The following is a 24,514-nucleotide window of genomic DNA, read 5'->3' on the forward strand; positions in this document are numbered from 1 at the left end:
ACTACCGGCAGGTGTTGAAATGGTAATGCCTGGTGATAACGTTCAGATGACAGTTGAGCTAATCAACCCAATCGCTATGTCAGATGGTCTACGTTTCGCGATCCGTGAAGGTGGACGTACTGTTGGTGCGGGTGTTGTAGCGAAAATCATTGATTAATGAAACTAAGTGATTAATAAAAAAGACAAAGTCTTGTAATGTGACTTTGTTTTGTTTATAATTCGCAACCTCAAATAGCAGTGATTTGAAAAAATCGCTGCTTTTCTTTTTTTTACAAGAAGAGAAATTATAAATGGCGACTCAAAATATTCGTATTCGCTTGAAGGCGTTTGATCACCGATTAATCGATCAATCTGCTAGAGAAATTACAGAGACAGCTAAGAGAACTGGTGCACAAGTTCGTGGCCCAATCCCTATGCCTACTCGTAAAGAGCGTTTTACTGTTCTGATTTCACCGCATGTTAATAAAGATGCGCGTGATCAATATGAATTGCGTACACATAAGCGCCTGCTAGACATCGTTGATCCAACTGATAAAACAGTTGATGCATTAATGAAGTTAGATCTTGCAGCTGGTGTAGACGTTCAACTGGAATTGCGTTAATCGCAGTTAGTTAGTCATCAATCGTAATGACTGACATAAATAATAATGAGGTATTGATATGAGTATTGGTCTCATTGGTAAAAAGATCGGTATGACTCGTGTTTTCAATGAGGAAGGTGTTTCTACACCTGTTACTGTAGTTGAAGTTTCTCCTAACCGAGTTACACAGCTAAAAACTCTTGAAACAGATGGTTATTCTGCAGTTCAGGTAACGACTGGAACTGTGCATGCTGGTCGTGTAGGTAAGCCTGCAGCTGGTCATTTCGCGAAAGCGGGTGTTGAAGCTGGTCGTGGCTTGTGGGAATTCCGTGTCGAAACAGACGGTGATTTGGAAGGTTTGGAAGTCGGTGCTGAACTGACTGTTGATCGTTTCAATGAAATCTCTGTTGTTGATGTAACCGGAACAACCAAAGGTAAAGGTTTTCAGGGTGGTGTGAAGCGTCATAACTTCCATATGCAAGACGCTACTCATGGTAACTCTCTTTCTCACCGTTCGAACGGTTCTATCGGGCAAAACCAAACTCCTGGACGTGTTTTTAAAGGTAAAAAAATGTCTGGTCACATGGGTGATGTTCGTCAAACTACACAGAACTTGGATTTAGTTAAGGTTGATGCAGAAAATGGTCTATTGTTGATCAAAGGTGCAGTGCCTGGTGCTAAAAATAGTACTGTCATCGTTCGTAAAGCTGTTAAGTAAGGTGGGCATGATGGATTTAAAATTAATTGAACTTTCTACTGGTAAAGAAGCAGGTACTGTTGAAGTTTCAGATTCTTTATTTGGTGTAGATTTTAATGAAGCCTTGGTTCACCAAGTTGTTAACGCTTATATGGTTGCTGGAAGATCTGGTACTAAAGGTCAGAAGAACAGAGCGGCAGTAAGTGGTGGTGGTGCTAAGCCATGGAGACAGAAAGGAACTGGTCGTGCCCGTGCTGGTACTACACGTAGCCCTATTTGGGTTGGTGGTGGACGTGCGTTCCCTGGTCATAACCGTGATTATTCGCAGAAAGTAAACAGAAAAATGTACCGTGGTGCAATGCGTTCTATTTTCTCTGAGCTAAACAGAAGTGGTCGACTAATTGTTGTTGATGATTTTAAAGTGGATGCTCCGAAGACTAAAGAATTCAATGCTAAGTTGGGTGCTTTAAACGTTACTGATGCGTTGATTATTACTGAAGCGTTTGATGAATACTTGTATTTGTCATGCCGTAACTTATATAGCGCAGACGTCTGTGATGTAGCTGGTATTGATCCAGTAAGTTTGGTTGGATTCCAGAATGTTGTTATGACTCAAGGTGCTGTTAAGCGACTAGAGGAGCAATTGGCATGAATCAAGAAAGAATTTTAAAAGTATTGCTTGCACCGCATGTATCAGAAAAATCTGCCACTATCGCGGATCAATCTGGTCAGTACGTTTTCAAAGTAATTCCTTCAGCAACTAAGACTGAAGTGAAGCAGGCTGTTGAGAGTTTGTTTGATGTTAAGGTTCAATCTGTGAACATGATCAACATCAAAGGTAAAACAAAAGTTTTCAAAGGCCGTAAAGGTAAGCGTAACGGTATTCGTAAAGCGATTGTTCGTTTAGCTTCAGGTCAAGAAATTGATTTTGTAAGTGCTGAGTAAGGAGTCTAAAGATGGCAATTATTAAAAAGTCTAAGCCGACCTCTGCGGGCCGTCGTTTTGTAGTAAGTGTTGTAGAACCTTCACTGCATAAAGGTAAGCCACATTCAGCCTTGCTTGAAAAGAAGTCTAAAACAGGTGGTCGTAACAATAATGGACGTATCACGGTCCGTCATCAAGGTGGTGGGCACAAGCAGCACTACCGTATGATTGACTTCAAGCGTAACAAAGTAGGTATTCCTGCAACTGTTGAGCGTCTTGAATATGATCCAAACCGTACTGCTCATATTGCATTGTTGAAATATGCAGACGGTGAAAGAGCTTATATTATTGCACCTAAGAAATTGGTTGCCGGTGACGTTGTCGAGTCTGGTGATCATGTTGCAATCAAGCCAGGTAACTGTCTTCCATTGAGAAACATTCCTGTGGGTACGGTTGTACACGCATTGGAAATGCGTCCTGGTAAAGGTGCTCAAATTGCACGTAGTGCCGGAGCGTCTGTCCAAATCGCTGGTCGTGATGGTGCTTACGTTCTTGTTAAGCTTCGTTCTGGTGAGATGCGTAAGATTCTTGCGGAATGTAAAGCGACAATTGGTGAAGTTGGTAACTCTGAACATAGCTTGCGTAAGCTAGGTAAAGCTGGTGCTAAGCGCTGGCGCGGTGTTCGTCCGACTGTTCGCGGTGTTGCCATGAACCCTGTAGATCACCCACATGGTGGTGGTGAAGGTCGTACTTCTGGTGGTCGTAACCCTGTTACGCCATGGGGTGTACCGACTAAAGGTAAGAAAACCCGTAGTAATAAGCGTACTGATAATATGATCGTACGTCGTAGAAACAAGTAATAAGGAAGGACACTGATGCCACGTTCAGTTAAAAAAGGACCTTTTGTAGATCATCACTTGTATAAAAAAGTGGTTGAGGCGCAAGAATCTGGTAATAAACGTCCAATTAAAACATGGTCAAGACGCTCTATGATCTTACCTGAAATGATCGGCCTAACAATTGCCGTTCACAATGGTAAAGAGCACATTCCTGTTTTCGTTTCAGAAAACATGGTCGGCCATAAATTGGGTGAATTTTCAATGACTCGTACTTACCGTGGTCATGCCGCGGATAAGAAAGCTAAACGCAAATAAGGAGAGTAAAAATGCAAGTAAGTGCAACTCATAAATTTGCTCGTATCTCTCCTCAGAAAGCTCGTTTAGTGGCGGATATGATTCGCGGGAAAGATGTTGAGACAGCAGTAAATATCCTTGCTTTCAGTGATAAAAAAGCAGCTTCTTTGATGAAAGTTGTTTTGAACTCAGCAATTGCTAATGCTGAAAACAATGAAGGCGCTGATATCGATGAACTTAAAGTTACCGCTGCTTATGTAAATGAAGGGCCAATCATGAAGCGTATGCGCGCTCGTGCTAAAGGTCGCGGTAACCGAATTCTAAAACGTACCAGTCACATCACTGTTACTGTTGGCGATAAATAAGGAGAATCAGAATGGGTCAAAAAGTACATCCTGTTGGCATTCGACTAGGTATTACAAAAGACTGGAATGCTCGTTGGTATGCTGACAGTAAGAACTATGCTGATTTCCTAGTCAGTGATGTTGAAATTCGTAAAGAATTAAACGAAAAACTTAAGCACGCTTCAATTAGTAAGTTGAACATTGAGCGTGTTGCGAATGGTATTCGCGTTACGGTCTTTACGGCACGCCCTGGTGTTGTAATTGGTAAGAAAGGTGAAGATATTGAAAAGCTAAAGCAGTCTCTTATGAAGAAGACTGGTATGCCTGTAAATATCAACATCGAAGAGATCAAAAAGCCTGAACTAGACGCTAAATTGGTTGCTGAAAGTATTGCTCAGCAACTAGAAAAGCGTATTCAGTTCCGTCGTGCAATGAAGCGTGCTGTAGGTAATGCAATGCGTTTAGGTGCGGAAGGAATTAAAGTTACGGTTTCTGGTCGTTTAAATGGTGCAGATATTGCACGTGCTGAGTGGTATCGTGAAGGTCGTGTACCTCTACATACATTCCGTGCTGATATCGATTATGCAACATTTGAAGCTGATACCACTTACGGAAAGATCGGTGTTAAAGTCTGGATTTTCAAAGGTGAAAAACTTGGAAAATTAGCGCTTGACGATAATAAACAATCTAAGGGCAAGAAAGGCCGTAAATAAAAGGATAACTGACTATGTTAATGCCTAAACGTACCAAATTTAGAAAAGTTCATAAAGGACGTAACCGTGGTTTGGCACAAGTTGGAAACAAAGTTAGCTTCGGTGATTTTGGCCTTAAAGCCTTAGAGCGTGGAAGAATGACTTCTCGTCAGATCGAAGCTGGTCGACGTGTAATGACGCGACATGTAAAACGTGGTGCTAAAATTTGGATTCGTGTTTTCCCTGATAAGCCGATTACAAACAAGCCTCTTGAGGTTCGTATGGGTAAAGGTAAGGGTAGCGTGGAATACTGGGTTGCTCAGATCCAGCCAGGAAGAATCCTTTATGAAATCCAGGGTGTGGATGAAAAGCTAGCTCGTGAAGCATTTGCTTTAGCTGCTGCTAAACTTCCATTTAAAACCCAAGTTGTAACCAGAACGGTGATGTAAATGACTGCAAAAGAACTACATGACAAAACAGTTGAAGAATTGAAAGCAGAATTAATTGAGTTGCTTAAAGAGCAATTCAACTTAAGAATGCAACACGCAACTGGTCAGTTATCTAACTCTGCGCAATTAAAGACTGTACGTCGTTCAATTGCTAGAGTTAAAACCATCATTCGTCAAAAAGTGAGTAAATAAGAATGGCTGGTCAAGAGAAAAAAGCACGTACTATTCAAGGTGTCGTAGTAAGTAACGGTATGCAGCAATCAATCGTTGTTCGTACTGATCGTTTTATTAAACACCCTAAATACAAAAAGTTCGTTAGAAAGTCTACTAAAGTAATGGCTCATGATGCTGATAACAGCGCGGGCGTTGGTGATTCTGTAACTATTCAGGAATGTAAACCAATGTCTAAGAATAAGTCATGGACTTTAGTTAGTATTGACGAAAAAGCGAAAATTTAAAGTTTTAAACTTTAATTAGCATGTAGTCAAATTATTTGATATAATTGACTGATTCGAAACCGTTATAGTGGTTAAGCCTTTAAGGAACTGATCACCATAGCGGTTTTTGTGCTGTAATAATTTTACTTTATGGATGGAGTACCACCATGATTCAGATGCAATCAGTGCTTGATGTTGCAGATAACAGTGGAGCACGACGTGTCCAGTGTATTAAGGTATTGGGCGGTTCTAAACGTCGTTATGCCAACATTGGTGACGTAATTAAAGTGAGTGTTAAGGAAGCTGCGCCACGTGGTAAGGTTAAGAAAGGTGACGTTTATAACGCTGTTGTAGTTCGTACTGCAAAAGGTGTTAGACGTAACGACGGTTCTTTGATTAAGTTCGACGGTAATGCTGCTGTTATTCTTAATGCGAAATTAGAGCCTGTTGGAACACGTATCTTTGGGCCGGTCACACGTGAGCTTCGTAATGAAAAGTTTATGAAAATTGTTTCATTAGCTCCTGAAGTTTTATAAGGAATAAGTGATGAATCGATTAAGAAAAGGTGACGAAGTTATCGTTATCACTGGTAAGGATAAAGGTAAGCGTGGTTCTGTCTCTGCTGTTTTAGATAACGGTAAAGTTTTAGTGGATGGAATCAACCTGGTTAAGAAGCATACCAAAGCAAACCCTATGACAGGTGCGCAAGGTGGTATCGTTTCTAAGGAAATGCCTATGGACGCTTCGAATGTGGCATTGTTGAATCCTGAAACTAATAAAGCCGACAAAGTTGGTTTTAAGTTTGAAGGTGAAACCAAAATCCGCTTTTTCAAGTCTACTGGCAAAGCAGTTGATGCTTAAGATAGGTTAGAAGAATGGCAAGATTACAGAAAATCTACAATGACCAAGTAGTAGCTCAGTTAACTGAGAAGTTTGGTTACAAATCACCTATGCAGGCACCTAGGTTAACTAAAATTACCATCAATATGGGTGTTGGTGAAGCAATCGGTGACAAGAAAGTTTTAGATAACGCTGTAGCTGATCTGGAAAAGATTGCAGGTCAGAAGGTTGTTAGAACACTTGCACGTAAATCTGTTGCGAGCTTTAAAGTTCGTGAAGGTTATCCGGTTGGTTGTAAGGTGACATTACGTGGCGAAAGAATGTATGAATTCTTAGATCGCCTTATTAATATCGCGCTTCCACGAGTTCGTGATTTCCGTGGAGTCAATCCGAATGCGTTTGACGGTCGTGGTAATTACAACCTAGGTTTGAAAGAGCAGATCATCTTCCCTGAAATCGAGTTTGAGAAAGTTGATAAGATCCGTGGTATGGATATTAACTTTGCTACGACTGCTGGTTCTAATGATGAAGCTAAAGCTCTTCTAGAAGCCTTTAATTTTCCATTTAAGAAATAGAGGGTTTTCTTGTGGCTAAGCAATCAATGATTGAAAGAGAAAAGAAACGCGCTAAGACAGTTGCTAAATATGCAGAGAAACGTACTGCATTGAAAAAAGCATCTGTTGATATGTCTTTAAGTTTCGAAGAGCGTATGGAAGCAGTAGATAAGTTGGCTAAATTGCCACGTAATGCTTCTCCTGTTCGTCAGCAGAACCGTTGTCGTTTAACAGGGCGTCCACACGGCGTATATAGAAAGTTTGGTTTGTCACGTAACATGCTACGTCAGTTAGCAATGCAAGGTGATGTTCCTGGTTTAAGAAAAGCCAGTTGGTAAGGATAAATATCTATGAGTATGTCTGATCCAATAGCTGATATGTTAACTCGTATTCGTAATGGTCAAATGGCTGGTCATTCGAATGTTGTAATTCCTTCTTCAAAAGTAAAATTGGCAATCGCTAAAGTACTTGCAGATGAAGGTTTCGTTTCTACATACAGCGTAAAAGAAAATGATGGTAAAGCTGAGTTATCAGTAGATCTTAAGTATTACGAAGGTAAGCCTGTAATTGAGATGATTAAGCGTGTTAGTCGTCCAGGTCTTCGTGTATATAAGAACAAAGATGAATTGCCGGAAGTAATCGGTGGTCTAGGGATCGCTTTAATTTCAACATCAAAAGGTATTATGACTGACCGTGATGCTCGTAAATCGGGTATCGGTGGAGAAGTTATTTGCTACGTTGCATAAGGAATTATTATGTCAAGAATTGCAAAAGCCCCTGTTGTACTTCCAGCTGGTGTTGAAGTAAGTGTTAATGGTCAAACCGTTACTGTTAAAAATGGTAATGCTGCATTAACTAAAACATTCAATGATGCTGTAGAAGTTCAGCAACAAGATGGTTCTGTTTCTTTTGTTCCTGTTGACGGAATGCCAAACGGTTGGGCGCAAGCAGGTACTGCTCGTTCTATCGTTAACAACATGGTTGTTGGCGTTACTGATGGTTTTGCGAAAAAATTACAGTTGGTCGGTGTTGGTTACCGTGCAAATGCACAAGGTAATACATTGAACTTAACTTTAGGTTTTTCTCATCCGGTTGAGCATGCAATTCCTGAAGGGATTACAGTTGAAACACCAACTCAAACTGAAATTATTGTAAAAGGCGCTGATAAGCAACTTGTTGGTCAAGTCGCTGCTGATATCCGTGCATATCGTCCACCTGAACCTTATAAAGGTAAGGGTGTTAAGTATGCGGATGAGCGTATTTTACGTAAAGAAGCTAAGAAGAAATAAGGCTGGAAGTAAGTATGGATAAGAAAGCAGCCCGTCTTCGTAGAGCTAAGAAAACAAGAGCAAAAATCTCTGAGTTAGGAATGCCACGTTTGTGTGTATATCGTACTTCTCAGCATATTTATGCTCAGCTAATTTCAGCAAATGGTGCTGAAGTTATTGCGTCAAGCTCTACTGTACAAGCGGACATTAAAAAAGAAGTCAGCAACACTGGTAATAAAGAAGCTGCTCAAATTGTTGGTAAAACCATTGCTGAAAAAGCAAAGGCAGCAGGTGTAACTAAGGTTGCATTTGACCGTTCTGGTTTCAAGTATCATGGACGTATACAACAGTTAGCAGACTCAGCCCGTGAAAACGGTCTTGAATTTTAAAAGAAGGATTAATTATGTCTTCACGTGAATTACAAGATGGACAAGATGGTCTAGTTGAAAAACTAGTATCAGTTCGCCGTGTTGCTAAAGTTGTAAAAGGTGGTCGTGTATTCGCATTCTCCGCACTAGCAGTTGTTGGTGACGGTGAAGGGCGTGTTGGTTACGGAAGTGGTAAAGCCAGTGAAGTACCGGTCGCGATTAAAAAAGCAATGGAAAAAGCACGTCGCAACATGAAAGATGTGCCACTAAATAACGGTACACTTCAGTATCCAATCAACTATAAGCAAGGTGCTGCGAACATCGTAATGCTACCTGCTTCTGATGGTACTGGTGTAATCGCCGGTGGTGCAATGCGTGCAGTTCTAGAAGCTGCAGGTGTTAAAAACGTTTTATCAAAATGTGTAGGGACAACTCGCCCGGTTAACGTTGTACGTAGTACAGTAAATGCGTTGACTAGCATGAGCAGCCCTGAACAGATCGCAGCTAAGCGTGGTAAAACTCTAGAAGAAATTTTAGGTGAATAAGATGTCAGATAAGAAATATGTAAAAGTGACACTGGTAAAGAGCAAGATCGGCCGTTTACCAGCACATAGAGCATGTGTATCTGGTCTTGGTCTGAGAAAGATGCACCAAACAGTTACTGTACTTGATACTCCTGAAAATCGCGGGATGATCAACAAGGTATCCTACTTGCTAAAGGTTGAGGAAGCTTAAAATGCATTTAAATACTCTAAAACCAGCAGAAGGTTCTAAATCTGTTAAAAAACGTGTTGGACGCGGTCAAGGTTCTGGTTTAGGTAAAATGGGTGGACGTGGTCATAAAGGTCAAAAGTCTCGCTCAGGTGGTATGCCTAAGATCGGATTTGAAGGTGGGCAAATGCCTTTGCAGAGAAGATTGCCAAAACTTGGTTTCTCTTCTCGTAAAGCGTCTTTTACTACTGAGATTCGTTTAGATACGCTTTCTAAAGTAGAAGCCGATGTTGTCGATTTAGCTGCTCTTAAAGCGGCTGATTTGATCGGTGAAAAGATTAAATTCGTTAAAGTTGTTAACTCTGGTGAGATTACTAAAGCAGTAAAACTTTCCGGTATTAAAGCAACTGCCGGTGCCAAGGCTGCTATTGAAGCGGCTGGTGGTTCAATCGAAGATTAATCAATTATGAATAGTTCAATTGCATCCAACGCCATGAGTGATCTGAAGAGCAAAATCTTTTTTGTTTTAGGTGCTCTAATTGTTTACCGTTTAGGTACGCATATCCCTGTGCCGTCAATTGATCCAGTCGCTTTGGCAGCAATGTTTGAACAGCAAAAGGGTACTATCTTAGACATGTTTAACATGTTCTCGGGTGGCGCCCTTCAGCGTTTATCAATCTTTGCGTTGGGGATTATGCCTTATATTTCTGCATCGATCATTATGCAGTTGTTGACGGTTGTGTCCCCTAAGTTAGAACAGCTTAAGAAAGAAGGTGAGCACGGTCGCCGTAAAATAACCCAATATACCCGAATGGGTACGGTTGTTTTAGCTACATTCCAAGCTTTGGGTGTTGCTGTGGCACTAGAATCTCAAAACATTAATGGCATGTCCGTTGTTGTTGATCCTGGTTTCTTATTTAAAGTTACAGCCGTAACTACATTGGTAGGTGGAACGATCTTCCTAATGTGGTTGGGTGAGCAGATTACTGAGCGTGGTATCGGTAATGGTATTTCCTTGATCATCTTCGCCGGTATCGTTGCAGGTTTACCTTCAGCTTTAGGCGGTACGTTCGAACAAGTAAATACAGGTGCTATGCACGCTATCACTGTATTTGTTCTGCTTGCTTTGATTTTTGCAGTAATTGCATTTGTCGTGTTTGTGGAAAGGGGGCAGCGTCGCATTCCCGTTCACTATGCGCAAAAGATGCGTGGGCGTAAGCTTTATGGTGGCCAAGAGAGCCATCTGCCTTTGAAATTAAATATGGCAGGTGTTATCCCACCAATTTTTGCATCTAGTATTATTCTATTCCCTGCAACGCTAGGTGGATGGTTTGGTACTGCGGAAAATATGGGTTGGTTGAAAGACATCGCTACCACTTTGTCTCCAGGGCAGCCTCTATATATTCTTTTGTATGCATTGGCGATTATCTTTTTCTGTTTCTTTTATACCGCGATTGTTTTCAATCCGAATGAAACGGCTGATAATTTGAGAAAATCAGGTGCTTATTTACCTGGTATTCGTCCAGGTCCACAAACTGCTAGACATATTGATGGCATCATGGGGAGATTAACTCTTGCCGGTGCAATCTATATTACGGCTGTTTGTTTGTTGCCAGAATTTTTAATTCTTTACTGGAATGTTCCTTTCTATTTTGGAGGTACATCATTGCTGATTATTGTGATTGTAGTTATGGATTTCATGACTCAAGTTCAAGCACAAATGCAATCTACCCAGTATGAAGGCATGATGAAAAAAGCAAAATTAAAAGGAAAATAACTTCAACTACTTATTGTTGTTATTTATCTAGTATTTGACATGAAAAACAAGTATAATGCTCTGTTTTTCAGTAGATGGAATTTAAGGGAGCGTCAAAATGGCTCGTATTGCCGGCGTAAACATACCAGTTAACAAGCATGTTGTGATTGGGTTGACTTCAATCTACGGGATTGGGTCGACTACTTCTAAAGCAATTTGCGAAGCGGTTAACTTGGATCCAACCACTAAGGTTAGAGAACTAACTGAAGATCAGTTAGAAGCACTTCGTTCAGAAGTAACAAAATTTAAAATTGAAGGTGATTTGCGACGTGATGTCTCTATGAACATTAAGCGTTTAATGGACATGGGATGTTACCGTGGAATTCGTCACCGTCGTAGTCTGCCTTTACGTGGACAACGTACAAAAACTAATGCACGTACTCGTAAAGGTCCTGTAAGACCGATTAAGAGATAACGCATAATTGCGAGAGTAGATATGGCAAAAGCAAATTCGCGTGTTAAAAAGAAAGTAAAACATGTTGTTACTGATGCGGTTGCGCATGTTCATGCAACTTTCAATAATACCATTGTAACGATTACTGATCGTCAAGGTAACACACTGTGTTGGGCAACTTCAGGTGGAAGTGGTTTCCGCGGATCACGTAAAAGTACCCCATTTGCTGCACAGGTTGCAGCTGAGAGAGCTGGTCAAATGGCTCACGACTATGGTGTGAAGAATATGGAAGTTATGGTTAAAGGTCCAGGACCTGGTCGTGACTCAGCTGTTCGCGGTTTACATAGTGCTGGTTTCAAGATTACGGCTATTGCTGACGTAACTCCGATCCCACACAACGGATGCCGACCACCTAAGAAACGTCGCGTTTAATATTTGAGGTAAACATGGCTAGATATATTGGACCAAAGTGTAAACTTGCACGTCGTGAAGGTACTGATTTATTTTTGAAGAGTGGTGTTCGTAGCATCGATTCAAAATGTAAAATCGATCAACTACCTGGTCAACACGGTGCAGGTCGTAAGCGTGTAACTGAATATGGTTTACAGTTACGTGAGAAACAAAAAGTACGTCGTATGTATGGTGTGCTAGAGAAGAAATTCCGTCTTTATTATAAAGAAGCGGATCGTCGTAAGGGTTCAACAGGTGTTAACTTGTTGCAGATCCTAGAAAGCCGTTTGGATAACGTTGTTTATCGTATGGGCTTTGCTTCTACACGTTCTGAAGCACGTCAGTTAGTTTCTCATAAAGCAATTTTAGTAAATGGTCAAACTGTTAACATTCCTTCTTATGAGGTTTCTGCGGGTGACACAATTACTATTAGAGAAAAGGCTCGTAACCAGTCTCGTATCGCATCTGCGCTAGAACTAAATGCGCAAACAGGTACAGTTGGTTGGGTTGAAGTCGACAGTTCGAAATTTGAAGGTATCTTTAAATCTGTACCTGATCGTTCTGACTTGTCTGCAGATATTTCAGAAAACCTAATTGTCGAGCTTTACTCTAAGTAATACATTCAAACGGAGATAACTTCTAATGCAAGAGATGTTAGAACAGCTGTTAACACCTCGTTTAGTTGATATTCAAAGACGATCGGATTTTCATAGCCGTGTGACTCTGGAGCCTCTTGAAAGAGGTTTCGGTCATACGCTTGGTAATGCGTTACGTCGTATATTATTATCTTCTATGCCAGGTGCTGCGATTGTAGAAACTCAAATTGATGGTGTTTTACACGAATATTCATCAATTGAGGGTGTGAGGGAAGATGTTTTAGAAATTCTTCTTAACCTAAAAGAAGTTTCTGTAAAACTCAACGCAAAAAACAGTGCAGAATTGACTTTACATAAAAAAGGACCAGCAGTTGTTCGTGCATCAGACATTGAAGTTGATCATGATGTAGAAATTGCAAATCCTGATCACATCATTGCGCATGTGAGTGAAGGTGCTGAATTAAACATGAAGTTAAAAGTAGAGACAGGTATCGGTTACCGCCCTGCTCTACAATCAGATACTGAATCAACACAGATCGGAAGTTTGAAACTAGATGCTAGTTTTAGTCCGGTTCATACCGTTAGTTATGAAGTGCAAAACGCACGTGTTGAACAGCGTACTGATTTAGATAAGTTGATCATTGATGTTGTAACGGACGGAACTTTAGATCCTGAAGATGCAATTAAGCAAGCAGCAACCGTATTGCATTATCAATTGAATGCATTTGTTGATTTGAAACATAAAGAAGTTGCCGCTCCTGAAGAAGAAGAGAATGAATTCGATCCTATCTTCTTGCAGCCTGTTGATGATTTGGAACTTACTGTTCGTTCAGCAAACTGTTTAAAAGCGGAACAAATTTACTACATTGGTGATTTAGTACAACGTTCTGAAACTCATTTGCTAAAAACACCAAATCTAGGTAAGAAGTCTCTGCAAGAAATTAAAGATGTTCTTGCGCAAAGAGGTTTGAGCTTAGGTACTAAATTAGAAAACTGGCCACCAGCAAGCTTGGTGAGCAAAGAGTCAGTATAATATAAGGAAGCTATCATGCGTCATGGTAAAACTGGTCGTAAGTTAAATCGTAATAGCTCACACCGTAAGGCAATGTTTAAAAACATGTCTGCTTCACTTTTTGAACATGAAGTGATTCGTACAACGGTTGCTAAGGCTAAAGAACTTCGTAGAGTTGCTGAGCCTTTGATTACACTTGCAAAAAATGACAGTGTACATAATCGTCGTACCGCTTTTTCACGTTTAGGTGATAAAGCTGCGGTTGGCAAGTTGTTCTCTGAGCTTGGTCCACGTTACCAAGCTCGTCCAGGTGGATATATCCGTATTTTGAAATGCGGTTCACGTCCTGGTGATAACGCGCCTATGGCTATCGTTGAATTAGTAGATCGTCCTGTAGCGGACACTGCTTCTTCTGCGGAATAAGCTGTTACGTAAAAATAAAAAAAGCCGGTTTATCCGGCTTTTTTTATGTCTGAAATATATGATTATCGATACTCATTGCCACCTTACTTCACTATCGTCTTCGGCTTTAAATGAACAGCTGAATCCGGAACATCTGTATCTGACTATGGGAACGCATGTTTCCGACTGGCCTGACGTAATCCATTTAAGTAAAACGTATTCGAATGTGTTTTCTGCCTTAGGTTTACATCCTTGGTATGTAACTGAAGAATATGAATCGGAATTAGAGACTCTCCAACAGCAGTTATTAGAAAGTACACCGACTGCCATTGGTGAAATTGGTTTGGATTTTTCACCCGATCACAATGCCACACGAAAATTTCAGTTGGATGCGTTTGAATGCCAATTAAAGTTTGCTTTAGAATACGACCTTCCTGTTTCGTTACATGTTTATAAAGCTCATAATGAAACGATCGAGCTTTTAAAGCGCTATCCGGTCAGAGGGGTGGTACATAGTTTGGGTTGTAGCGTACAGTTAGCTCGTCAGTACGTCGATTTAGGGTTTAAATTTGGAGTGAATGCCATCTTGGCAAGGGATAACGCAAGACGTTACCATGAGCTTGTAAGAGAGTTTGGATTGGAATGCGTTGTACTGGAAACAGACTCACCGAATATTCGTTTGCCTGCAGTGTCCGAAACGAACCTTGCGGACATACTGCAAGTAGTGAATGCCGTGTCTGAGATTACCGGTAGCACTGCTTTAGAGGTTGTAAAACGTACGGAAGCAAATGCGAATCAAATCTTTCATTTTTTAAAGGATTAATATATGTCAGCACTGTTTGAACGCAGTTTGTTGGTTTTTGAGCAGGTTGGTATCGACAAGCTTATGCAGTCGCATGTACTGGTTGCCGGTGTCGGCGGCGTCGGTGGATTTGTGATTGAAGCGCTGGCACGTGCCGGAGTCGGCCAATTGACCATCATTGATCATGATGATGTCAGTCCTTCCAATTTAAATCGACAAATCATCGCTCTTAATTCGACCGTCGGTATGAATAAGGCGGAAGTGATGAAGAGGCGTATAGAGGATATCAACCCTCACTGTATCGTTAACATCAGCAAGGAGTTCATACGTCCGGACGATATGGATGCTTTATTGACGGGTGATTACGATTATGTGGTGGACGCAATCGACAGTTTGAACTGTAAGGTCGCTTTAGTCGCTACGGCGGTCAATAAAGGATTGCGTGTTGCTTCCAGTATGGGGGCCGGAAGACGAATCGATCCGAGCAAAATCGAGTTGGCCGATATTTCAAAAACTCACGGCTGTGCATTGGCCCGTAATATGCGTCAACGTTTAAAAAAACAGGGTATCAAAAAAGGGGTGATGACGGTGTTTTCCAAAGAATCGCCTAAAGATCCAGGTCCAATGGAAGAAATCTGTGGTGCGCGCGGCCGCGTCGTAAACGGTACCGCGAGTTATATGCCGGGAATTTTCGGGCTTATGTTGGCAGGCTACGTCATTCAGAAATTGGTCGAAGGTGCCGACAAGAGTTGTCAATAAAGCAGAGGGTATAGCCCTTGCTGATTAACCAATACGGCAGCTTGTTTGATTATGCCGTCTTTGTTTAATTGTTGGATACGCGAGCGAATGATCGGACGGCTTTTCTGCAACGACATTCCCGGATGAAGTTGATCCGAATAGAGTATCTTTAAGAAAATGTAGTCCAATCCGGTGAGTAAGTCGAGTTTACTGCTGTCATTGGCAATGCTTGGATTCACCCAGTCGGAATCATTGGGCAGACCTAAAGCCTGGGTTGTTTCTTCAACCACGCAGGCCGGCAATAATCCTCTTGCCATGTCGTGATCGATGGGCAGTATCACAACTGCTTGATTAATCGCGCCGGTGGCATTCTTTTGATAATGGCCAAGGCAGTGGCTCTCGCGTTCAATATCTTTTATATAGCTGTGGGTATATTTCAAAATATCTTGTTTGTAGAGTTTGTCCTGGGTCAGTATGATTTTTAAATTGGCTTGTTCCGGCGTTTCGGCTTGTGTGATGGAATGACCGGTAATGCTTTGTAACTGTTCTAGGTGTGCATTGAACAGTTGTTCTGCAATCGGATTTTTATGTACTCGATGGTAACTAAATGTATAGCGAATCGGTTCTTGCCATTTACTGAGGGTGGATAGTTTGGTGCTGTATTCGTTTTTAAAAGCAATTTCCACAAAAGCCTTTTCAATATAGGCCGGATCGTGCCAATCGGATAATGTCTTATCTTCGGTTGCCTGGAGAGTGCAGGAGAAGCCGAATAATAAACCGAACAGGACTTTTAGAAATAGACGATTCATGGCTTTCCCTGATATTTTGGTATGGCAGATCCATTCTATGGTTTTAATAAAACGGATCTGACCGGTTCGGTTTTATTTTTAACTACACGCCGTTAAGCATCTTTTTAAGGTAGTAGCCAGTATGGGAGTTCGGGTTTTCAGCCACGTCTTCCGGCGTACCGGTGGCGACGATTTGTCCGCCTCCCGAACCTCCTTCCGGACCGAGGTCGACAAGCCAATCCGCGGTTTTAATAACATCCAGATTGTGCTCGATAATGACAATCGTATTGCCTTGATCGCGCAAGTGACGAATGACCTTGAGGAGAAGCTCGATATCATGGAAGTGTAATCCCGTGGTCGGTTCATCCAATATGTAAAGCGTATTGCCCGTATCGCGCTTGGAAAGTTCTTTTGCAAGTTTGATACGTTGTGCCTCACCACCGGAAAGGGTGGTGGCACTTTGACCGAGCTTGATGTAGCCCAGACCGACGTCAATTAAGGTTTGCAGTTTACGAGCAATAACCGGGATTGCGTCGAAAAATGCTCTTGCATCTTCAACGGTCATTTCCAGTATTTCATGAATGTTTTTGCCTTTGTATTCAACCTGTAGGGTCTCGCGGTTATAACGAGCGCCTTTACAGACGTCACAAGGTACGTAGACATCCGGTAAAAAGTGCATTTCTACTTTCAGTACACCGTCACCCTGACAGGCTTCACAGCGTCCGCCTTTAACGTTAAAGCTGAATCGACCAGGCGTATAGCCACGGGTACGGGCTTCCGGCGTGGCAGATAGTAATTCTCGAATGGGTGTGAATAAACCGGTGTATGTGGCCGGATTGGAACGCGGTGTACGACCGATGGCACTTTGGTCGATATTGACGGCTTTATCGAAATGCTCCAAGCCTTCAACTGATTCATAAGGTGCGGGCATTTGCATGGCACCGTTCAATTCATTGGCGCTGATCTTTGAAAGTGTTTCATTGATCAGTGTCGATTTACCCGAACCGGAAACACCGGTTACACAAGTCAGCAGGCCAGCAGGAATGTCCAAAGTGACGTTCTTGAGGTTGTTACCGCTGGCGCCTTTGATGGTAAGCCATTTGCCTTTTTGCGGTTTTAAACGATTACCGGGCACTTCGATCTTACGAGTGCCTTTTAAGAACTGTCCGGTCAGAGAGTTAGGGTTGTCGGTGACTTCCTGCGGCGTTCCCTGTGCCATGATGCGTCCGCCGTGAATCCCGGCTCCGGGTCCGATATCCAATACATAATCGGCCGCGCGAATGGCGTCTTCGTCGTGTTCTACAACGATCACGGTATTCCCAAGATCACGCAGATGCGTCAGAGTCGCTAATAAACGGTCGTTATCGCGTTGGTGCAGACCGATGGAAGGTTCATCCAGGACGTACATGACGCCGACGAGTCCGGCACCGATTTGACTCGCAAGACGGATTCGTTGCGCCTCACCGCCGGAGAGGGTTTCGGCACTGCGACTCAGGGTCAGGTAGTTAAGTCCGACATTGACCAAAAAGCTTAGACGTTCGTGGATTTCTTTAATGATTTTATCGGCAATCTTACCCTTGGCCCCTTCAAGGTGAAGGTGGCTGAAAAACGTATGCAGTTCCTTAATCGGTTCTTCCGTCAATGACGGTAGAGTACGGTCATTGATGAAGACGTTACGCGCCGCCGTGTTCAAACGCGTTCCTTCACAGGCTGTACACGCAGTGCTCACGCGGTATTTATCGAGTTCGTCACGCACCGATTTGCTTTCCGTTTCGGCAAAACGACGCTCCATATTGGGAATGACGCCTTCGAAACGACGGGTGTCGCTGTATTTGCCGTGCGGCAGCGGAATTTTCTGTTTGCCTGAACCGTAGAGAATAATTTTCTGATGTTCGGGAGAAAGTTCTTCCCATGGGGTTTCGACGTCAAACTGGTAAAAATCGGCGACTGCTTTCAGCAGGTCGTAATAATATTTATGGCGACGATCCCAGCCTCGAATTGCGCCGCCGGCCAAACTGAGTTCGGGGTGGGTGATCACGCGTTTCGGATCAAAGTTGTCTTTTATTCCCAATCCGTCACAGCTCGGACATGCTCCGTGAGGGTTGTTGAAGGAAAAAATTCTGGGTTCCAGTTCAGGAACGGAATAGCCGCAGTGCGGGCACGAGAATTTTTCAGAGAACAACAGCTCGAAATCATCGGATTCGTCCATGGGTAGAACTTGAGCCAGGCCGTCTGCAAGGCGTAAAGCGGTTTCGAACGATTCGGCCAGACGCTGCTTGATGTCCGAACGCACCTTGAAGCGGTCTACGATAACGTCAATATTGTGTTTTTTATTTTTATCCAATTCAATCTGACCGTCCAGGTCATAGACTTTGCCGTCGATTCGAGCACGGATGAATCCTTGCGCTTGCAACTCATCCAGAAGGTGGTGGTGTTCGCCCTTTTTGCCGCGAACCACCGGTGCAATCAATAGGCATTTACTGCCTTCCGGCAGGGTTAAAGTGTGGTCGACCATCTGACTGACGGTTTGGGCTTCCAGGTCGCAATGATGCGTCGGGCAGCGCGGAGTTCCGGTGCGGGCGAATAGCAGTCTTAAATAGTCGTAAATTTCGGTGACCGTTCCAACGGTAGAGCGAGGGTTGTGCGACGTGGATTTTTGCTCGATGGAAATGGCCGGGGAAAGTCCTTCGATGTGATCGACATCCGGCTTTTCCATCATCGATAGAAACTGACGCGCATAGGCGGAAAGTGATTCAACGTAGCGACGCTGACCTTCTGCATAAATGGTATCAAACGCCAAAGAGGATTTACCTGAACCGGACAAGCCTGTAATCACAATTAACTTGTCACGAGGAAGGGTGACGTCGATGTTTTTTAAATTGTGGGTACGTGCGCCCTGAATAATGATTTCTTCTAGCATGACCAACCGTCGATTTGGATAAAAAAAGTATTATAACAAGAATCTACGGTTGACCATTAGGTCATCATTAAGCTCGGCGCATTGATATGCGTCCGAAAGCTTAATAATATTGTTTTGACGGCTTGTTTATGGGTTGTCGATCACTAAAGTTCCGCTGACTTGAATACGCAATTCGCTGTTGCCGGCTTCCATAACCGGAGGAGCGGCTTGTTCCATCGAGCGAACGGACGCTTGTAAATAGTTTTGTTTCATGGGCTGGACGTAAAACGGTTGTTGGATTTGAGTTTCCACTAAACGATAGTGTCGGGTACCGAAGCTTTGAGCAATTTGCTGCGCTTGGTGTTGGTAACGTTGCAATGCCTCGGCCGTCAGTTTTCCGATCCATTGCTGTTTTTTCGCTTCCGAGATTCGGAAGTCGGTTGATTGATAGCTGAGGAAAGGTTGGATTTCGGTCAGCATTTTGGGTAGTCCGCTCCAGTTTTTAGCCGTGATGATCAAGGATTGCTGGCCTTTCCAGTGAGTAATGATTTGTTGTTTGTTGTAGGCGGGATAGACTTGATATTGCGAAGTCTGGATTTGCAGATTCGCCTCGTCGTTAGACTGGTATTTTTTAAGTGCCTTAAGTGCGGACTGCATGTGTTGATTGATCTCTTGCATTACCGCTTCGGCGTTAGCGGCTTGCGCAACATGACGGAAGCGCACCTCAACGATGTCGTTGTCGATTTCTGCCGCTTGAGTGATGTTGAAATGAATTCGGTGTTTATCGTCTTTTTCGGTTTCCTCATCCCCCGCTATCGCATAGGTTGAACCGGTTAATATGGCGAATGCGAAAAAGAAGGCAATCATTTGGGTAAGGTTGCGCTGAATGAATTTCATAAAATCCCTCTTGGTTTTAAAAGGTTCTTTGGAAACAAGTCAGGCCATTGGTCGTTGAAATTATGATTCACGAATGTTTGGAATAACTCTTATAAAACTGTAATCCCTAAGTCGGATTACGCATTAATTATAACGTTAGAGAAATAATATGAATGTTATAATTTCCGACTTTATTCCAATCCGAATTTTTAGAGCTGTAAAAAGGGTTATTACATGTCTGTACCATCTCCCGCCACTATGAGTCCGATAGAGAAAAAAGCAGCCTTGTCTGTCGCCGGTATATTTTCGACCCGAATGCTGGGGTTGTTTATGATTTTTCCGGTTTTTGCGTTGTTTGCCCAAGCCGAGTTTACGGAGGTGACGGGAACGCAAATCGGTATCGCCATGGGGATTTACGGTTTGACTCAAGCTCTGTTGCAGATTCCTTACGGTATGTTATCGGATCGATTCGGTCGCAAGCCGTTGATTATCTTTGGTATGTTAGTGTTTATGGTCGGTTCGATGGTCTGCGCCGTGGCGGATTCGATCGAGATGATGATTCTGGGACGTGCGATTCAGGGAATGGGGGCCGTAGCTGCGGTTCTGATGGCGTCAGTCGCGGATTTAGTGACCGAGCAGTTCCGTCTGAGAGCAATGTCGATCGTGGGGATGACCATCGGATTGTCTTTCACTTTGTCGTTGATTGCCGGGCCGGTTTTGGATGCCTGGTTTGGCGTACGAGGCATTTTTTGGGTAACGGCTTTGTTGGCCATAATCGGTATTTTGCTGGTGGTGTTCGCCATGCCTAAAATCGAACAGCAATCGTTCCAGCGCGAAGCCGAAACCGATCCTAGTCAGTTCGGAGAAATTTTGAAGAACACCCAGCTATTGCGTCTCGATTTTGGCGTGTTTGTATTGCATGCAACCCTGACGGCGATGTTCGTCGTGTTGCCTTTGGCATTGCGCGACGGGGCCGGTTTGGATAGTTTGCAGCACTGGCATATTTATCTTCCTGTGATGTTGCTTTCGTTCGTGTTGATGGTGCCGTTTATTATTCAAGCGGAAAGCCGTGATCGTATGAAGCCGGTATTTGTCGGGGCGATTGGTGTGATTGCATTGATGCAGTTTGGTTTTATGAACTTCCATGAAAGCTTCTGGTCATTGTTTGTATTATTGCTGATCTTTTTTACCGCATTTAATTTATTAGAAGCTTCATTACCTTCGTTAGTGGTGAAGTTGGCTCCGGCGGATAAAAAAGGAACTGCGAGTGGGATTTATTCAACCAGCCAGTTTTTAGGGGCGGCCTTAGGTGGTTTATTCGGTGGATATTTTTATCAACATTATGGTTATAATGGAGTGTTTGTATTTACCACCGTAATCGGGGTGTTGTGGTTTTTAGTGGCGGCAACTATGCAGAAGCCTTTACCACTGAGTATTGCATCGGTTCCGGTCGGCGAAGTGGCCGAAAATGAAGTGGAAGACTTGCAGAAAAAATTGCTGGCTTATGACGGCGTCTATGAAGTGGTGATATTGCCCGAAGAGCAGCGAGCCTACTTCAAAGTTGATCGAAAAATCCAAAATGAAGAGTCGCTGATTCGATATATACAACAAAGCAAAGTCAGTCAGTAAGATTTAATAGAAAGTTAATTTGAAAGAGAGAGCGGTATGCGTGGTGTAAATAAAGTCATTTTAGTGGGAACCTTGGGCAGAGATCCGGAAGTAAAATATTCGGCTAACGGTAATGCGATTGCAAATTTAAACGTGGCGACCAGTGAACAGTGGAATGACAAGTCGAGCGGTCAAAAGCAAGAAAAAACCGAATGGCACCGCGTTGTTATTTTTGGAAAGTTAGCAGAGATTGCCGGCCAGTACCTTACTAAAGGTTCGCAAGTATATTTGGAAGGTAAGCTGCAAACCCGTAAATGGCAAGATCAAAATACCGGCCAGGATCGTTATAGCACCGAAGTGGTGATTGACGGTTTCTCTGGTAGCATGCAAATGCTGGGTGGTCGTTCAGGCGGTGGAGACGCTGCATTTGACAATAGCGGTTTTAACCAAGCGCCACAGCAGGCAGCGCCAATGGGTCAAGCGCCGATGCAGCAAGCACCGCAGAATAATTTCCAGCAGCCGGCTCCTCAAGGCGGTATGAATCCGGGAATGGGACAGCCAATGCCTGGACAACAGCCTATGAATCAAGGGCGCCCAATGGGCGGACAGCCGCAGCAAGCACCGGCTTACGCACCGAACGACTTCGACGATGATGATGTACCGTTCTGAGTCTTACAATAATCAATAATGTTGGTTAAAGATTAAGCAAAGCCCCATTTTATGGGGCTTTTTTTATGTCTGTAGGAAAATTATCTGAAAAAAAGTGTTGAATAAGCCCTTGGGAATTACCTGTCAAATGCAACAATAAAAATGTTGATTTAGACGGGGTATTGATATGAAAGTTGAACAAGTTGTTTTTCAATCTGGAGAACGATTTCCAATGTTGCTTAATGAGGAAAGGTGTCCTGATTTTTGGAGCACTTTATTTGTTAGTCGACGGTTAAGGCAGCAGACACAATCTTCGATTAATAGTTTTTTGAGAAGTATTTCACTTCTGTACAAGTGGCAAAAGATTCACAAAAGGAATTTGGTTGTTGAATTTGAAAAGGAAAAAGTACCTAGTCTGTTTGAAGTTGAGAGTTTGAAAGAATATTGTGGCCTGAAAAGTGAATACATTCAAAAAGAACTAGAGGGAAAGTCACTTGGGAAAATGACCAAAATGTCTAGTTTCTCATTAGGTAAAGGTTCTCCTTTGGCGAAAGTTGGGAACGATCTTCAGCAAAGAAGAATGCATGATATTTCGGAGTTCTTAGCATTTGTTGGCAGGGAAATAGTCAAGCGAAGAAATAAGGCGACGTCGCTTTTGACTGAAATTGAGTCCATGTTAAAACTTTTTAAAGCACACTACCCAAAATCAAATTATTCCAATGGTAATCAAAGGTTGCCTCATGCGGAAAAAGAAGCCTTTGTTAAGTTCATGGAAGTTACTAACGTTAATCACAGGGACAATCCTTTTAAAGGGTATGACAATCAACTTCGAAACTATCTTCTCATTCAGGTAATATATTGGACTGGAGCACGTTCTGGGGAGGTTTTATCACTGAATCTTGATAGCATCGATTATGATGTTGAGAGTCCTACATTGACTATCCTTAGAACACATGATGATCCCTATGACACAAGAAAGTATCAGCCTCTGACGAAAACAAAAAGTCGAGAGGTTCCCATCCCCTCGAGTCTCAGAGATGATTTGGATTACTACATCAATAAAGTTCGTAGCAAATTCTTAAAAGCTAAAACACACCCCTATATATTCGTAAGCCATAAAGGTCCCACGGCGGGCAGTCCTATGACGAATTCGACTTTTTATAATCGTGTAATACAAACGGCCAAAGCTATTAATCCAGAGATGTTTAAGCTAGTTAAGCGACATGGATTCCGTCACTTATTCAATGAATTGTTTTCTGAACGTGTGGATTTACATAATCAAAAGATGAGAGAAGACATGTTGTTGGCAGAACAAAATGGAGAGTTTGAAAAGGTAGCAATTCTGAAGAAACAAGTTATTACCGAACAACAAGAGATGGATGCCAGAGCAACGCTGATGGGGTGGGAGAATACTGATTCCGCTAGACCTTATATTAAACGATATATTCAAAAAGCAACCAGAAAACTACACAAAGAAATGATGCAAGAGATGAGTAAGGTTCAGAGAGAGGTTAAAAATAAGCGATGAGAGGCAATACACAAACAAATAAGAAGTTAGTTCAAAGTGATATCCGTACTTCCAAGTTTGGATATACCTTCGATGTTTCTGCTGAAGAATGGCAACTGGACAATTCGTTGAAAATAAATTGGAAGTTAACCGAGACTATGGGATTAGGAGAAGACTTTAGTAGGGGATTCAGAAAAGCTCTTGCTGTTTATGCGAGTGAGGTCTCTGGGAATTACACATATAACTGCTTTAACTGGTTTAAAAAAATGTTGGCGTTAACAGGTGATGAAATTGTAACTGTAGCCACAGTTCAAAACTACTTATCAACCTTAGGAAAAGATGAGGAGTATAAGCTTGGTTCAATCAAGGGTTTTTTGCTGGATTGGCATTCAAAAGGTTTTGAAGGAATTTCTGATGAGGTAGCTGATTTTCTAGAGGCGTTAACGCTTAGAGGTAATGTTAAGGGTAAGGCGGTTGCAAAAGGTTGTCCTCATTCAGGAGCTTATTCGATGCAAGAGCAGCAGTCTATTTTGGAGTGGGCAGTAAACGCCTTTATGGATGATAAGATCACTTTAAGAGAATATGCTTGGTTGTTGGCAAATATGTACACTGGCTTCAGACCTGTTCAGTTAAGGGCGTTAGCAATAGAGGATTTAGTTGTTGAACAACTCTCTTTGGGTGAAATGGAGTATTCCTTAAAAATTCCGAAAGCTAAGCTAAGAGGGCTGGGTTTTCGTGAGGATCATCATGAGTTGGATATTGATGAGGATTTGGCCTTATTGCTATTTAATATATCGCAAAATTCGATACAGAAAATAGAAGGAGCTCTTGGAGAGCCTTGAATCGCCACTAATTTACTAGACACTTCTTAGCCATTTTATAATGGTCAAAAAAGAGGTGTTAAATGAGCAGTAAACGCTACCCTGAAGAATTCAAAATTGAAGCCGTAAAACAGATAACCGAACGAGGTTATCCGGTAT

The 24,514-nt window shown here is 42.5% G+C and carries 37 protein-coding genes and 1 pseudogene; 35 read left to right on the forward strand and 3 right to left on the reverse strand.

The genetic code is table 11. From position 1 onward, the window contains the following. From tuf to ABY044_RS11385, 30 genes and pseudogenes are all read left to right on the forward strand, one after another. Positions 1 to 157, forward strand: a pseudogene (gene tuf, locus ABY044_RS11240) (elongation factor Tu); the annotation flags it as partial. A gap of 133 nt (positions 158 to 290) precedes the next feature. Continuing rightward, positions 291 to 602, forward strand: a complete 312-nt coding sequence (gene rpsJ, locus ABY044_RS11245; protein ID WP_028485243.1) for a 30S ribosomal protein S10 — start codon at positions 291 to 293, stop codon at positions 600 to 602. A gap of 58 nt (positions 603 to 660) precedes the next feature. Next, on the forward strand, positions 661 to 1,299 hold the full coding sequence (gene rplC / locus ABY044_RS11250) for a 50S ribosomal protein L3 (protein ID WP_373020747.1): 639 nt from the start codon (positions 661 to 663) through the stop codon (positions 1,297 to 1,299). Between the two features lie 25 nt (positions 1,300 to 1,324). After that, positions 1,325 to 1,930 (forward strand): 50S ribosomal protein L4, encoded by a 606-nt coding sequence (gene rplD, locus ABY044_RS11255; protein ID WP_373020792.1) that lies wholly within the window; start codon positions 1,325 to 1,327, stop codon positions 1,928 to 1,930. Next, positions 1,927 to 2,223 (forward strand): 50S ribosomal protein L23, encoded by a 297-nt coding sequence (gene rplW, locus ABY044_RS11260; protein WP_373020749.1) that lies wholly within the window; start codon positions 1,927 to 1,929, stop codon positions 2,221 to 2,223. Before rplD ends, rplW begins: the two co-directional genes overlap by 4 nt. A gap of 11 nt (positions 2,224 to 2,234) precedes the next feature. Next, positions 2,235 to 3,062, forward strand: a complete 828-nt coding sequence (rplB, locus tag ABY044_RS11265; RefSeq protein ID WP_373020750.1) for a 50S ribosomal protein L2 — start codon at positions 2,235 to 2,237, stop codon at positions 3,060 to 3,062. A gap of 15 nt (positions 3,063 to 3,077) precedes the next feature. Further along, complete coding sequence (rpsS, locus tag ABY044_RS11270) at positions 3,078 to 3,356, forward strand: 30S ribosomal protein S19 (RefSeq protein ID WP_028487283.1); 279 nt, start codon at positions 3,078 to 3,080, stop codon at positions 3,354 to 3,356. Between the two features lie 11 nt (positions 3,357 to 3,367). Beyond that, a complete protein-coding gene (gene rplV / locus ABY044_RS11275; protein WP_279421079.1) occupies positions 3,368 to 3,700 on the forward strand; it encodes a 50S ribosomal protein L22 in 333 nt (110 codons plus the stop codon). A gap of 11 nt (positions 3,701 to 3,711) precedes the next feature. Further along, on the forward strand, positions 3,712 to 4,392 hold the full coding sequence (gene rpsC / locus ABY044_RS11280) for a 30S ribosomal protein S3 (RefSeq protein ID WP_373020751.1): 681 nt from the start codon (positions 3,712 to 3,714) through the stop codon (positions 4,390 to 4,392). 14 nt (positions 4,393 to 4,406) lie between these two features. Further along, the gene (gene rplP, locus ABY044_RS11285) at positions 4,407 to 4,820 is read left to right on the forward strand and encodes a 50S ribosomal protein L16 (RefSeq protein ID WP_373020753.1); all 414 of its coding nucleotides are present in this window, start codon (positions 4,407 to 4,409) and stop codon (positions 4,818 to 4,820) included. Continuing rightward, positions 4,821 to 5,012 carry a 50S ribosomal protein L29 gene (gene rpmC / locus ABY044_RS11290; RefSeq protein ID WP_373020755.1) on the forward strand — a complete coding sequence of 64 codons (192 nt, stop codon included), beginning with the start codon at positions 4,821 to 4,823 and terminating at the stop codon, positions 5,010 to 5,012. Between the two features lie 2 nt (positions 5,013 to 5,014). Beyond that, positions 5,015 to 5,278 (forward strand): 30S ribosomal protein S17, encoded by a 264-nt coding sequence (rpsQ, locus tag ABY044_RS11295; RefSeq protein ID WP_373020757.1) that lies wholly within the window; start codon positions 5,015 to 5,017, stop codon positions 5,276 to 5,278. 146 nt (positions 5,279 to 5,424) lie between these two features. Further along, positions 5,425 to 5,793 (forward strand): 50S ribosomal protein L14, encoded by a 369-nt coding sequence (rplN, locus tag ABY044_RS11300; RefSeq protein WP_373020758.1) that lies wholly within the window; start codon positions 5,425 to 5,427, stop codon positions 5,791 to 5,793. A gap of 10 nt (positions 5,794 to 5,803) precedes the next feature. Beyond that, a complete protein-coding gene (gene rplX / locus ABY044_RS11305; protein WP_373020759.1) occupies positions 5,804 to 6,118 on the forward strand; it encodes a 50S ribosomal protein L24 in 315 nt (104 codons plus the stop codon). 14 nt (positions 6,119 to 6,132) lie between these two features. Then, complete coding sequence (gene rplE / locus ABY044_RS11310) at positions 6,133 to 6,672, forward strand: 50S ribosomal protein L5 (RefSeq protein ID WP_373020761.1); 540 nt, start codon at positions 6,133 to 6,135, stop codon at positions 6,670 to 6,672. Positions 6,673 to 6,683: 11 nt separating this feature from the next. Continuing rightward, complete coding sequence (gene rpsN / locus ABY044_RS11315; protein WP_373020763.1) at positions 6,684 to 6,989, forward strand: 30S ribosomal protein S14; 306 nt, start codon at positions 6,684 to 6,686, stop codon at positions 6,987 to 6,989. Between the two features lie 12 nt (positions 6,990 to 7,001). Next, positions 7,002 to 7,397, forward strand: a complete 396-nt coding sequence (gene rpsH, locus ABY044_RS11320; protein ID WP_373020765.1) for a 30S ribosomal protein S8 — start codon at positions 7,002 to 7,004, stop codon at positions 7,395 to 7,397. 9 nt (positions 7,398 to 7,406) lie between these two features. After that, the gene (rplF, locus tag ABY044_RS11325; RefSeq protein WP_373020766.1) at positions 7,407 to 7,940 is read left to right on the forward strand and encodes a 50S ribosomal protein L6; all 534 of its coding nucleotides are present in this window, start codon (positions 7,407 to 7,409) and stop codon (positions 7,938 to 7,940) included. Positions 7,941 to 7,954: 14 nt separating this feature from the next. After that, positions 7,955 to 8,308 (forward strand): 50S ribosomal protein L18, encoded by a 354-nt coding sequence (rplR, locus tag ABY044_RS11330; RefSeq protein ID WP_279421062.1) that lies wholly within the window; start codon positions 7,955 to 7,957, stop codon positions 8,306 to 8,308. Between the two features lie 14 nt (positions 8,309 to 8,322). Beyond that, entirely contained in the window at positions 8,323 to 8,832 is a 510-nt protein-coding gene (rpsE, locus tag ABY044_RS11335) for a 30S ribosomal protein S5 (RefSeq protein ID WP_279421061.1), read from the forward strand. Position 8,833: 1 nt separating this feature from the next. Next, a complete protein-coding gene (gene rpmD, locus ABY044_RS11340; protein WP_279421059.1) occupies positions 8,834 to 9,022 on the forward strand; it encodes a 50S ribosomal protein L30 in 189 nt (62 codons plus the stop codon). A 1-nt stretch (position 9,023) separates the two neighbouring features. Then, positions 9,024 to 9,458, forward strand: a complete 435-nt coding sequence (rplO, locus tag ABY044_RS11345) for a 50S ribosomal protein L15 (protein ID WP_373020767.1) — start codon at positions 9,024 to 9,026, stop codon at positions 9,456 to 9,458. Between the two features lie 6 nt (positions 9,459 to 9,464). Next, positions 9,465 to 10,775, forward strand: coding sequence for a preprotein translocase subunit SecY (gene secY, locus ABY044_RS11350; RefSeq protein ID WP_373020769.1), 1,311 nt, complete (start codon positions 9,465 to 9,467; stop codon positions 10,773 to 10,775). 97 nt (positions 10,776 to 10,872) lie between these two features. Beyond that, positions 10,873 to 11,229: a 30S ribosomal protein S13 gene (gene rpsM, locus ABY044_RS11355; RefSeq protein ID WP_373020770.1), complete on the forward strand. Its 357-nt coding sequence runs from the start codon at positions 10,873 to 10,875 to the stop codon at positions 11,227 to 11,229. Between the two features lie 21 nt (positions 11,230 to 11,250). Next, a complete protein-coding gene (gene rpsK / locus ABY044_RS11360; protein ID WP_028487266.1) occupies positions 11,251 to 11,640 on the forward strand; it encodes a 30S ribosomal protein S11 in 390 nt (129 codons plus the stop codon). A gap of 14 nt (positions 11,641 to 11,654) precedes the next feature. After that, on the forward strand, positions 11,655 to 12,275 hold the full coding sequence (gene rpsD, locus ABY044_RS11365; RefSeq protein WP_373020772.1) for a 30S ribosomal protein S4: 621 nt from the start codon (positions 11,655 to 11,657) through the stop codon (positions 12,273 to 12,275). Between the two features lie 25 nt (positions 12,276 to 12,300). After that, positions 12,301 to 13,287 (forward strand): DNA-directed RNA polymerase subunit alpha, encoded by a 987-nt coding sequence (gene rpoA / locus ABY044_RS11370; RefSeq protein WP_373020774.1) that lies wholly within the window; start codon positions 12,301 to 12,303, stop codon positions 13,285 to 13,287. A 15-nt stretch (positions 13,288 to 13,302) separates the two neighbouring features. After that, positions 13,303 to 13,689: a 50S ribosomal protein L17 gene (gene rplQ / locus ABY044_RS11375; RefSeq protein ID WP_373020776.1), complete on the forward strand. Its 387-nt coding sequence runs from the start codon at positions 13,303 to 13,305 to the stop codon at positions 13,687 to 13,689. 58 nt (positions 13,690 to 13,747) lie between these two features. Next, complete coding sequence (locus ABY044_RS11380) at positions 13,748 to 14,491, forward strand: TatD family hydrolase (RefSeq protein WP_373020778.1); 744 nt, start codon at positions 13,748 to 13,750, stop codon at positions 14,489 to 14,491. 3 nt (positions 14,492 to 14,494) lie between these two features. Next, positions 14,495 to 15,229 carry a ThiF family adenylyltransferase gene (locus ABY044_RS11385; RefSeq protein ID WP_373020779.1) on the forward strand — a complete coding sequence of 245 codons (735 nt, stop codon included), beginning with the start codon at positions 14,495 to 14,497 and terminating at the stop codon, positions 15,227 to 15,229. On the opposite strand, the gene ABY044_RS11390 is transcribed toward ABY044_RS11385, so the two are convergent. From ABY044_RS11390 to ABY044_RS11400, 3 genes are all read right to left on the reverse strand, one after another. Continuing rightward, positions 15,223 to 16,017, reverse strand: coding sequence for a DUF2927 domain-containing protein (locus ABY044_RS11390; protein WP_373020780.1), 795 nt, complete (start codon positions 16,015 to 16,017; stop codon positions 15,223 to 15,225). The genes ABY044_RS11385 and ABY044_RS11390 overlap by 7 nt on opposite strands. 82 nt (positions 16,018 to 16,099) lie before the next feature. After that, positions 16,100 to 18,916, reverse strand: coding sequence for an excinuclease ABC subunit UvrA (uvrA, locus tag ABY044_RS11395; protein ID WP_373020781.1), 2,817 nt, complete (start codon positions 18,914 to 18,916; stop codon positions 16,100 to 16,102). A gap of 126 nt (positions 18,917 to 19,042) precedes the next feature. Continuing rightward, on the reverse strand, positions 19,043 to 19,792 hold the full coding sequence (locus tag ABY044_RS11400; protein WP_373020783.1) for an SIMPL domain-containing protein: 750 nt from the start codon (positions 19,790 to 19,792) through the stop codon (positions 19,043 to 19,045). Between the two features lie 213 nt (positions 19,793 to 20,005). Between ABY044_RS11400 and ABY044_RS11405 the strand changes: the two genes are divergently transcribed. The 5 genes from ABY044_RS11405 to ABY044_RS11425 all read left to right on the forward strand — a co-directional run. Next, a complete protein-coding gene (locus ABY044_RS11405; RefSeq protein WP_373020785.1) occupies positions 20,006 to 21,400 on the forward strand; it encodes an MFS transporter in 1,395 nt (464 codons plus the stop codon). 36 nt (positions 21,401 to 21,436) lie between these two features. After that, the gene (gene ssb, locus ABY044_RS11410; RefSeq protein ID WP_373020787.1) at positions 21,437 to 22,048 is read left to right on the forward strand and encodes a single-stranded DNA-binding protein; all 612 of its coding nucleotides are present in this window, start codon (positions 21,437 to 21,439) and stop codon (positions 22,046 to 22,048) included. Between the two features lie 166 nt (positions 22,049 to 22,214). Then, complete coding sequence (locus tag ABY044_RS11415; protein WP_373020789.1) at positions 22,215 to 23,555, forward strand: tyrosine-type recombinase/integrase; 1,341 nt, start codon at positions 22,215 to 22,217, stop codon at positions 23,553 to 23,555. Continuing rightward, positions 23,552 to 24,376, forward strand: coding sequence for a hypothetical protein (locus ABY044_RS11420; protein ID WP_373020791.1), 825 nt, complete (start codon positions 23,552 to 23,554; stop codon positions 24,374 to 24,376). The genes ABY044_RS11415 and ABY044_RS11420 overlap by 4 nt, the downstream gene beginning before the upstream one ends. Before the next feature lie 62 nt (positions 24,377 to 24,438). Further along, positions 24,439 to 24,514, forward strand: a 76-nt coding sequence (locus ABY044_RS11425; protein ID WP_373018913.1) for a transposase, incomplete at its 3' end; no start/stop codon positions are given.

This window comes from Thiomicrorhabdus sp., from assembly GCF_041583835.1.
Taxonomy (GTDB): Bacteria; Pseudomonadota; Gammaproteobacteria; order Thiomicrospirales; family Thiomicrospiraceae; genus Thiomicrorhabdus.

Coding starts and splice junctions, on each gene's coding strand:
- ABY044_RS11405 (WP_373020785.1), top strand. CDS start 20,006: ATGTCTGTACCATCTCCCGCCACTATGAGTCCGATAGAGAAAAAAGCA.
- rplQ (WP_373020776.1), top strand. CDS start 13,303: ATGCGTCATGGTAAAACTGGTCGTAAGTTAAATCGTAATAGCTCACAC.
- rpsE (WP_279421061.1), top strand. CDS start 8,323: ATGTCTTCACGTGAATTACAAGATGGACAAGATGGTCTAGTTGAAAAA.
- rplF (WP_373020766.1), top strand. CDS start 7,407: ATGTCAAGAATTGCAAAAGCCCCTGTTGTACTTCCAGCTGGTGTTGAA.
- secY (WP_373020769.1), top strand. CDS start 9,465: ATGAATAGTTCAATTGCATCCAACGCCATGAGTGATCTGAAGAGCAAA.
- rplE (WP_373020761.1), top strand. CDS start 6,133: ATGGCAAGATTACAGAAAATCTACAATGACCAAGTAGTAGCTCAGTTA.
- rplO (WP_373020767.1), top strand. CDS start 9,024: ATGCATTTAAATACTCTAAAACCAGCAGAAGGTTCTAAATCTGTTAAA.
- rpsM (WP_373020770.1), top strand. CDS start 10,873: ATGGCTCGTATTGCCGGCGTAAACATACCAGTTAACAAGCATGTTGTG.
- rplV (WP_279421079.1), top strand. CDS start 3,368: ATGCAAGTAAGTGCAACTCATAAATTTGCTCGTATCTCTCCTCAGAAA.
- rpsH (WP_373020765.1), top strand. CDS start 7,002: ATGAGTATGTCTGATCCAATAGCTGATATGTTAACTCGTATTCGTAAT.
- ABY044_RS11400 (WP_373020783.1), bottom strand. CDS start 19,792: ATGAAATTCATTCAGCGCAACCTTACCCAAATGATTGCCTTCTTTTTC.
- rplB (WP_373020750.1), top strand. CDS start 2,235: ATGGCAATTATTAAAAAGTCTAAGCCGACCTCTGCGGGCCGTCGTTTT.
- ABY044_RS11420 (WP_373020791.1), top strand. CDS start 23,552: ATGAGAGGCAATACACAAACAAATAAGAAGTTAGTTCAAAGTGATATC.
- rpsQ (WP_373020757.1), top strand. CDS start 5,015: ATGGCTGGTCAAGAGAAAAAAGCACGTACTATTCAAGGTGTCGTAGTA.
- rpmC (WP_373020755.1), top strand. CDS start 4,821: ATGACTGCAAAAGAACTACATGACAAAACAGTTGAAGAATTGAAAGCA.
- rpoA (WP_373020774.1), top strand. CDS start 12,301: ATGCAAGAGATGTTAGAACAGCTGTTAACACCTCGTTTAGTTGATATT.
- rpmD (WP_279421059.1), top strand. CDS start 8,834: ATGTCAGATAAGAAATATGTAAAAGTGACACTGGTAAAGAGCAAGATC.
- ABY044_RS11385 (WP_373020779.1), top strand. CDS start 14,495: ATGTCAGCACTGTTTGAACGCAGTTTGTTGGTTTTTGAGCAGGTTGGT.
- ssb (WP_373020787.1), top strand. CDS start 21,437: ATGCGTGGTGTAAATAAAGTCATTTTAGTGGGAACCTTGGGCAGAGAT.
- uvrA (WP_373020781.1), bottom strand. CDS start 18,916: ATGCTAGAAGAAATCATTATTCAGGGCGCACGTACCCACAATTTAAAA.
- ABY044_RS11380 (WP_373020778.1), top strand. CDS start 13,748: ATGATTATCGATACTCATTGCCACCTTACTTCACTATCGTCTTCGGCT.
- rpsK (WP_028487266.1), top strand. CDS start 11,251: ATGGCAAAAGCAAATTCGCGTGTTAAAAAGAAAGTAAAACATGTTGTT.
- rpsD (WP_373020772.1), top strand. CDS start 11,655: ATGGCTAGATATATTGGACCAAAGTGTAAACTTGCACGTCGTGAAGGT.
- rplX (WP_373020759.1), top strand. CDS start 5,804: ATGAATCGATTAAGAAAAGGTGACGAAGTTATCGTTATCACTGGTAAG.
- rplP (WP_373020753.1), top strand. CDS start 4,407: ATGTTAATGCCTAAACGTACCAAATTTAGAAAAGTTCATAAAGGACGT.
- rplW (WP_373020749.1), top strand. CDS start 1,927: ATGAATCAAGAAAGAATTTTAAAAGTATTGCTTGCACCGCATGTATCA.
- rplR (WP_279421062.1), top strand. CDS start 7,955: ATGGATAAGAAAGCAGCCCGTCTTCGTAGAGCTAAGAAAACAAGAGCA.
- rplC (WP_373020747.1), top strand. CDS start 661: ATGAGTATTGGTCTCATTGGTAAAAAGATCGGTATGACTCGTGTTTTC.
- rpsC (WP_373020751.1), top strand. CDS start 3,712: ATGGGTCAAAAAGTACATCCTGTTGGCATTCGACTAGGTATTACAAAA.
- rplN (WP_373020758.1), top strand. CDS start 5,425: ATGATTCAGATGCAATCAGTGCTTGATGTTGCAGATAACAGTGGAGCA.
- ABY044_RS11415 (WP_373020789.1), top strand. CDS start 22,215: ATGAAAGTTGAACAAGTTGTTTTTCAATCTGGAGAACGATTTCCAATG.
- ABY044_RS11390 (WP_373020780.1), bottom strand. CDS start 16,017: ATGAATCGTCTATTTCTAAAAGTCCTGTTCGGTTTATTATTCGGCTTC.
- rpsS (WP_028487283.1), top strand. CDS start 3,078: ATGCCACGTTCAGTTAAAAAAGGACCTTTTGTAGATCATCACTTGTAT.
- rpsJ (WP_028485243.1), top strand. CDS start 291: ATGGCGACTCAAAATATTCGTATTCGCTTGAAGGCGTTTGATCACCGA.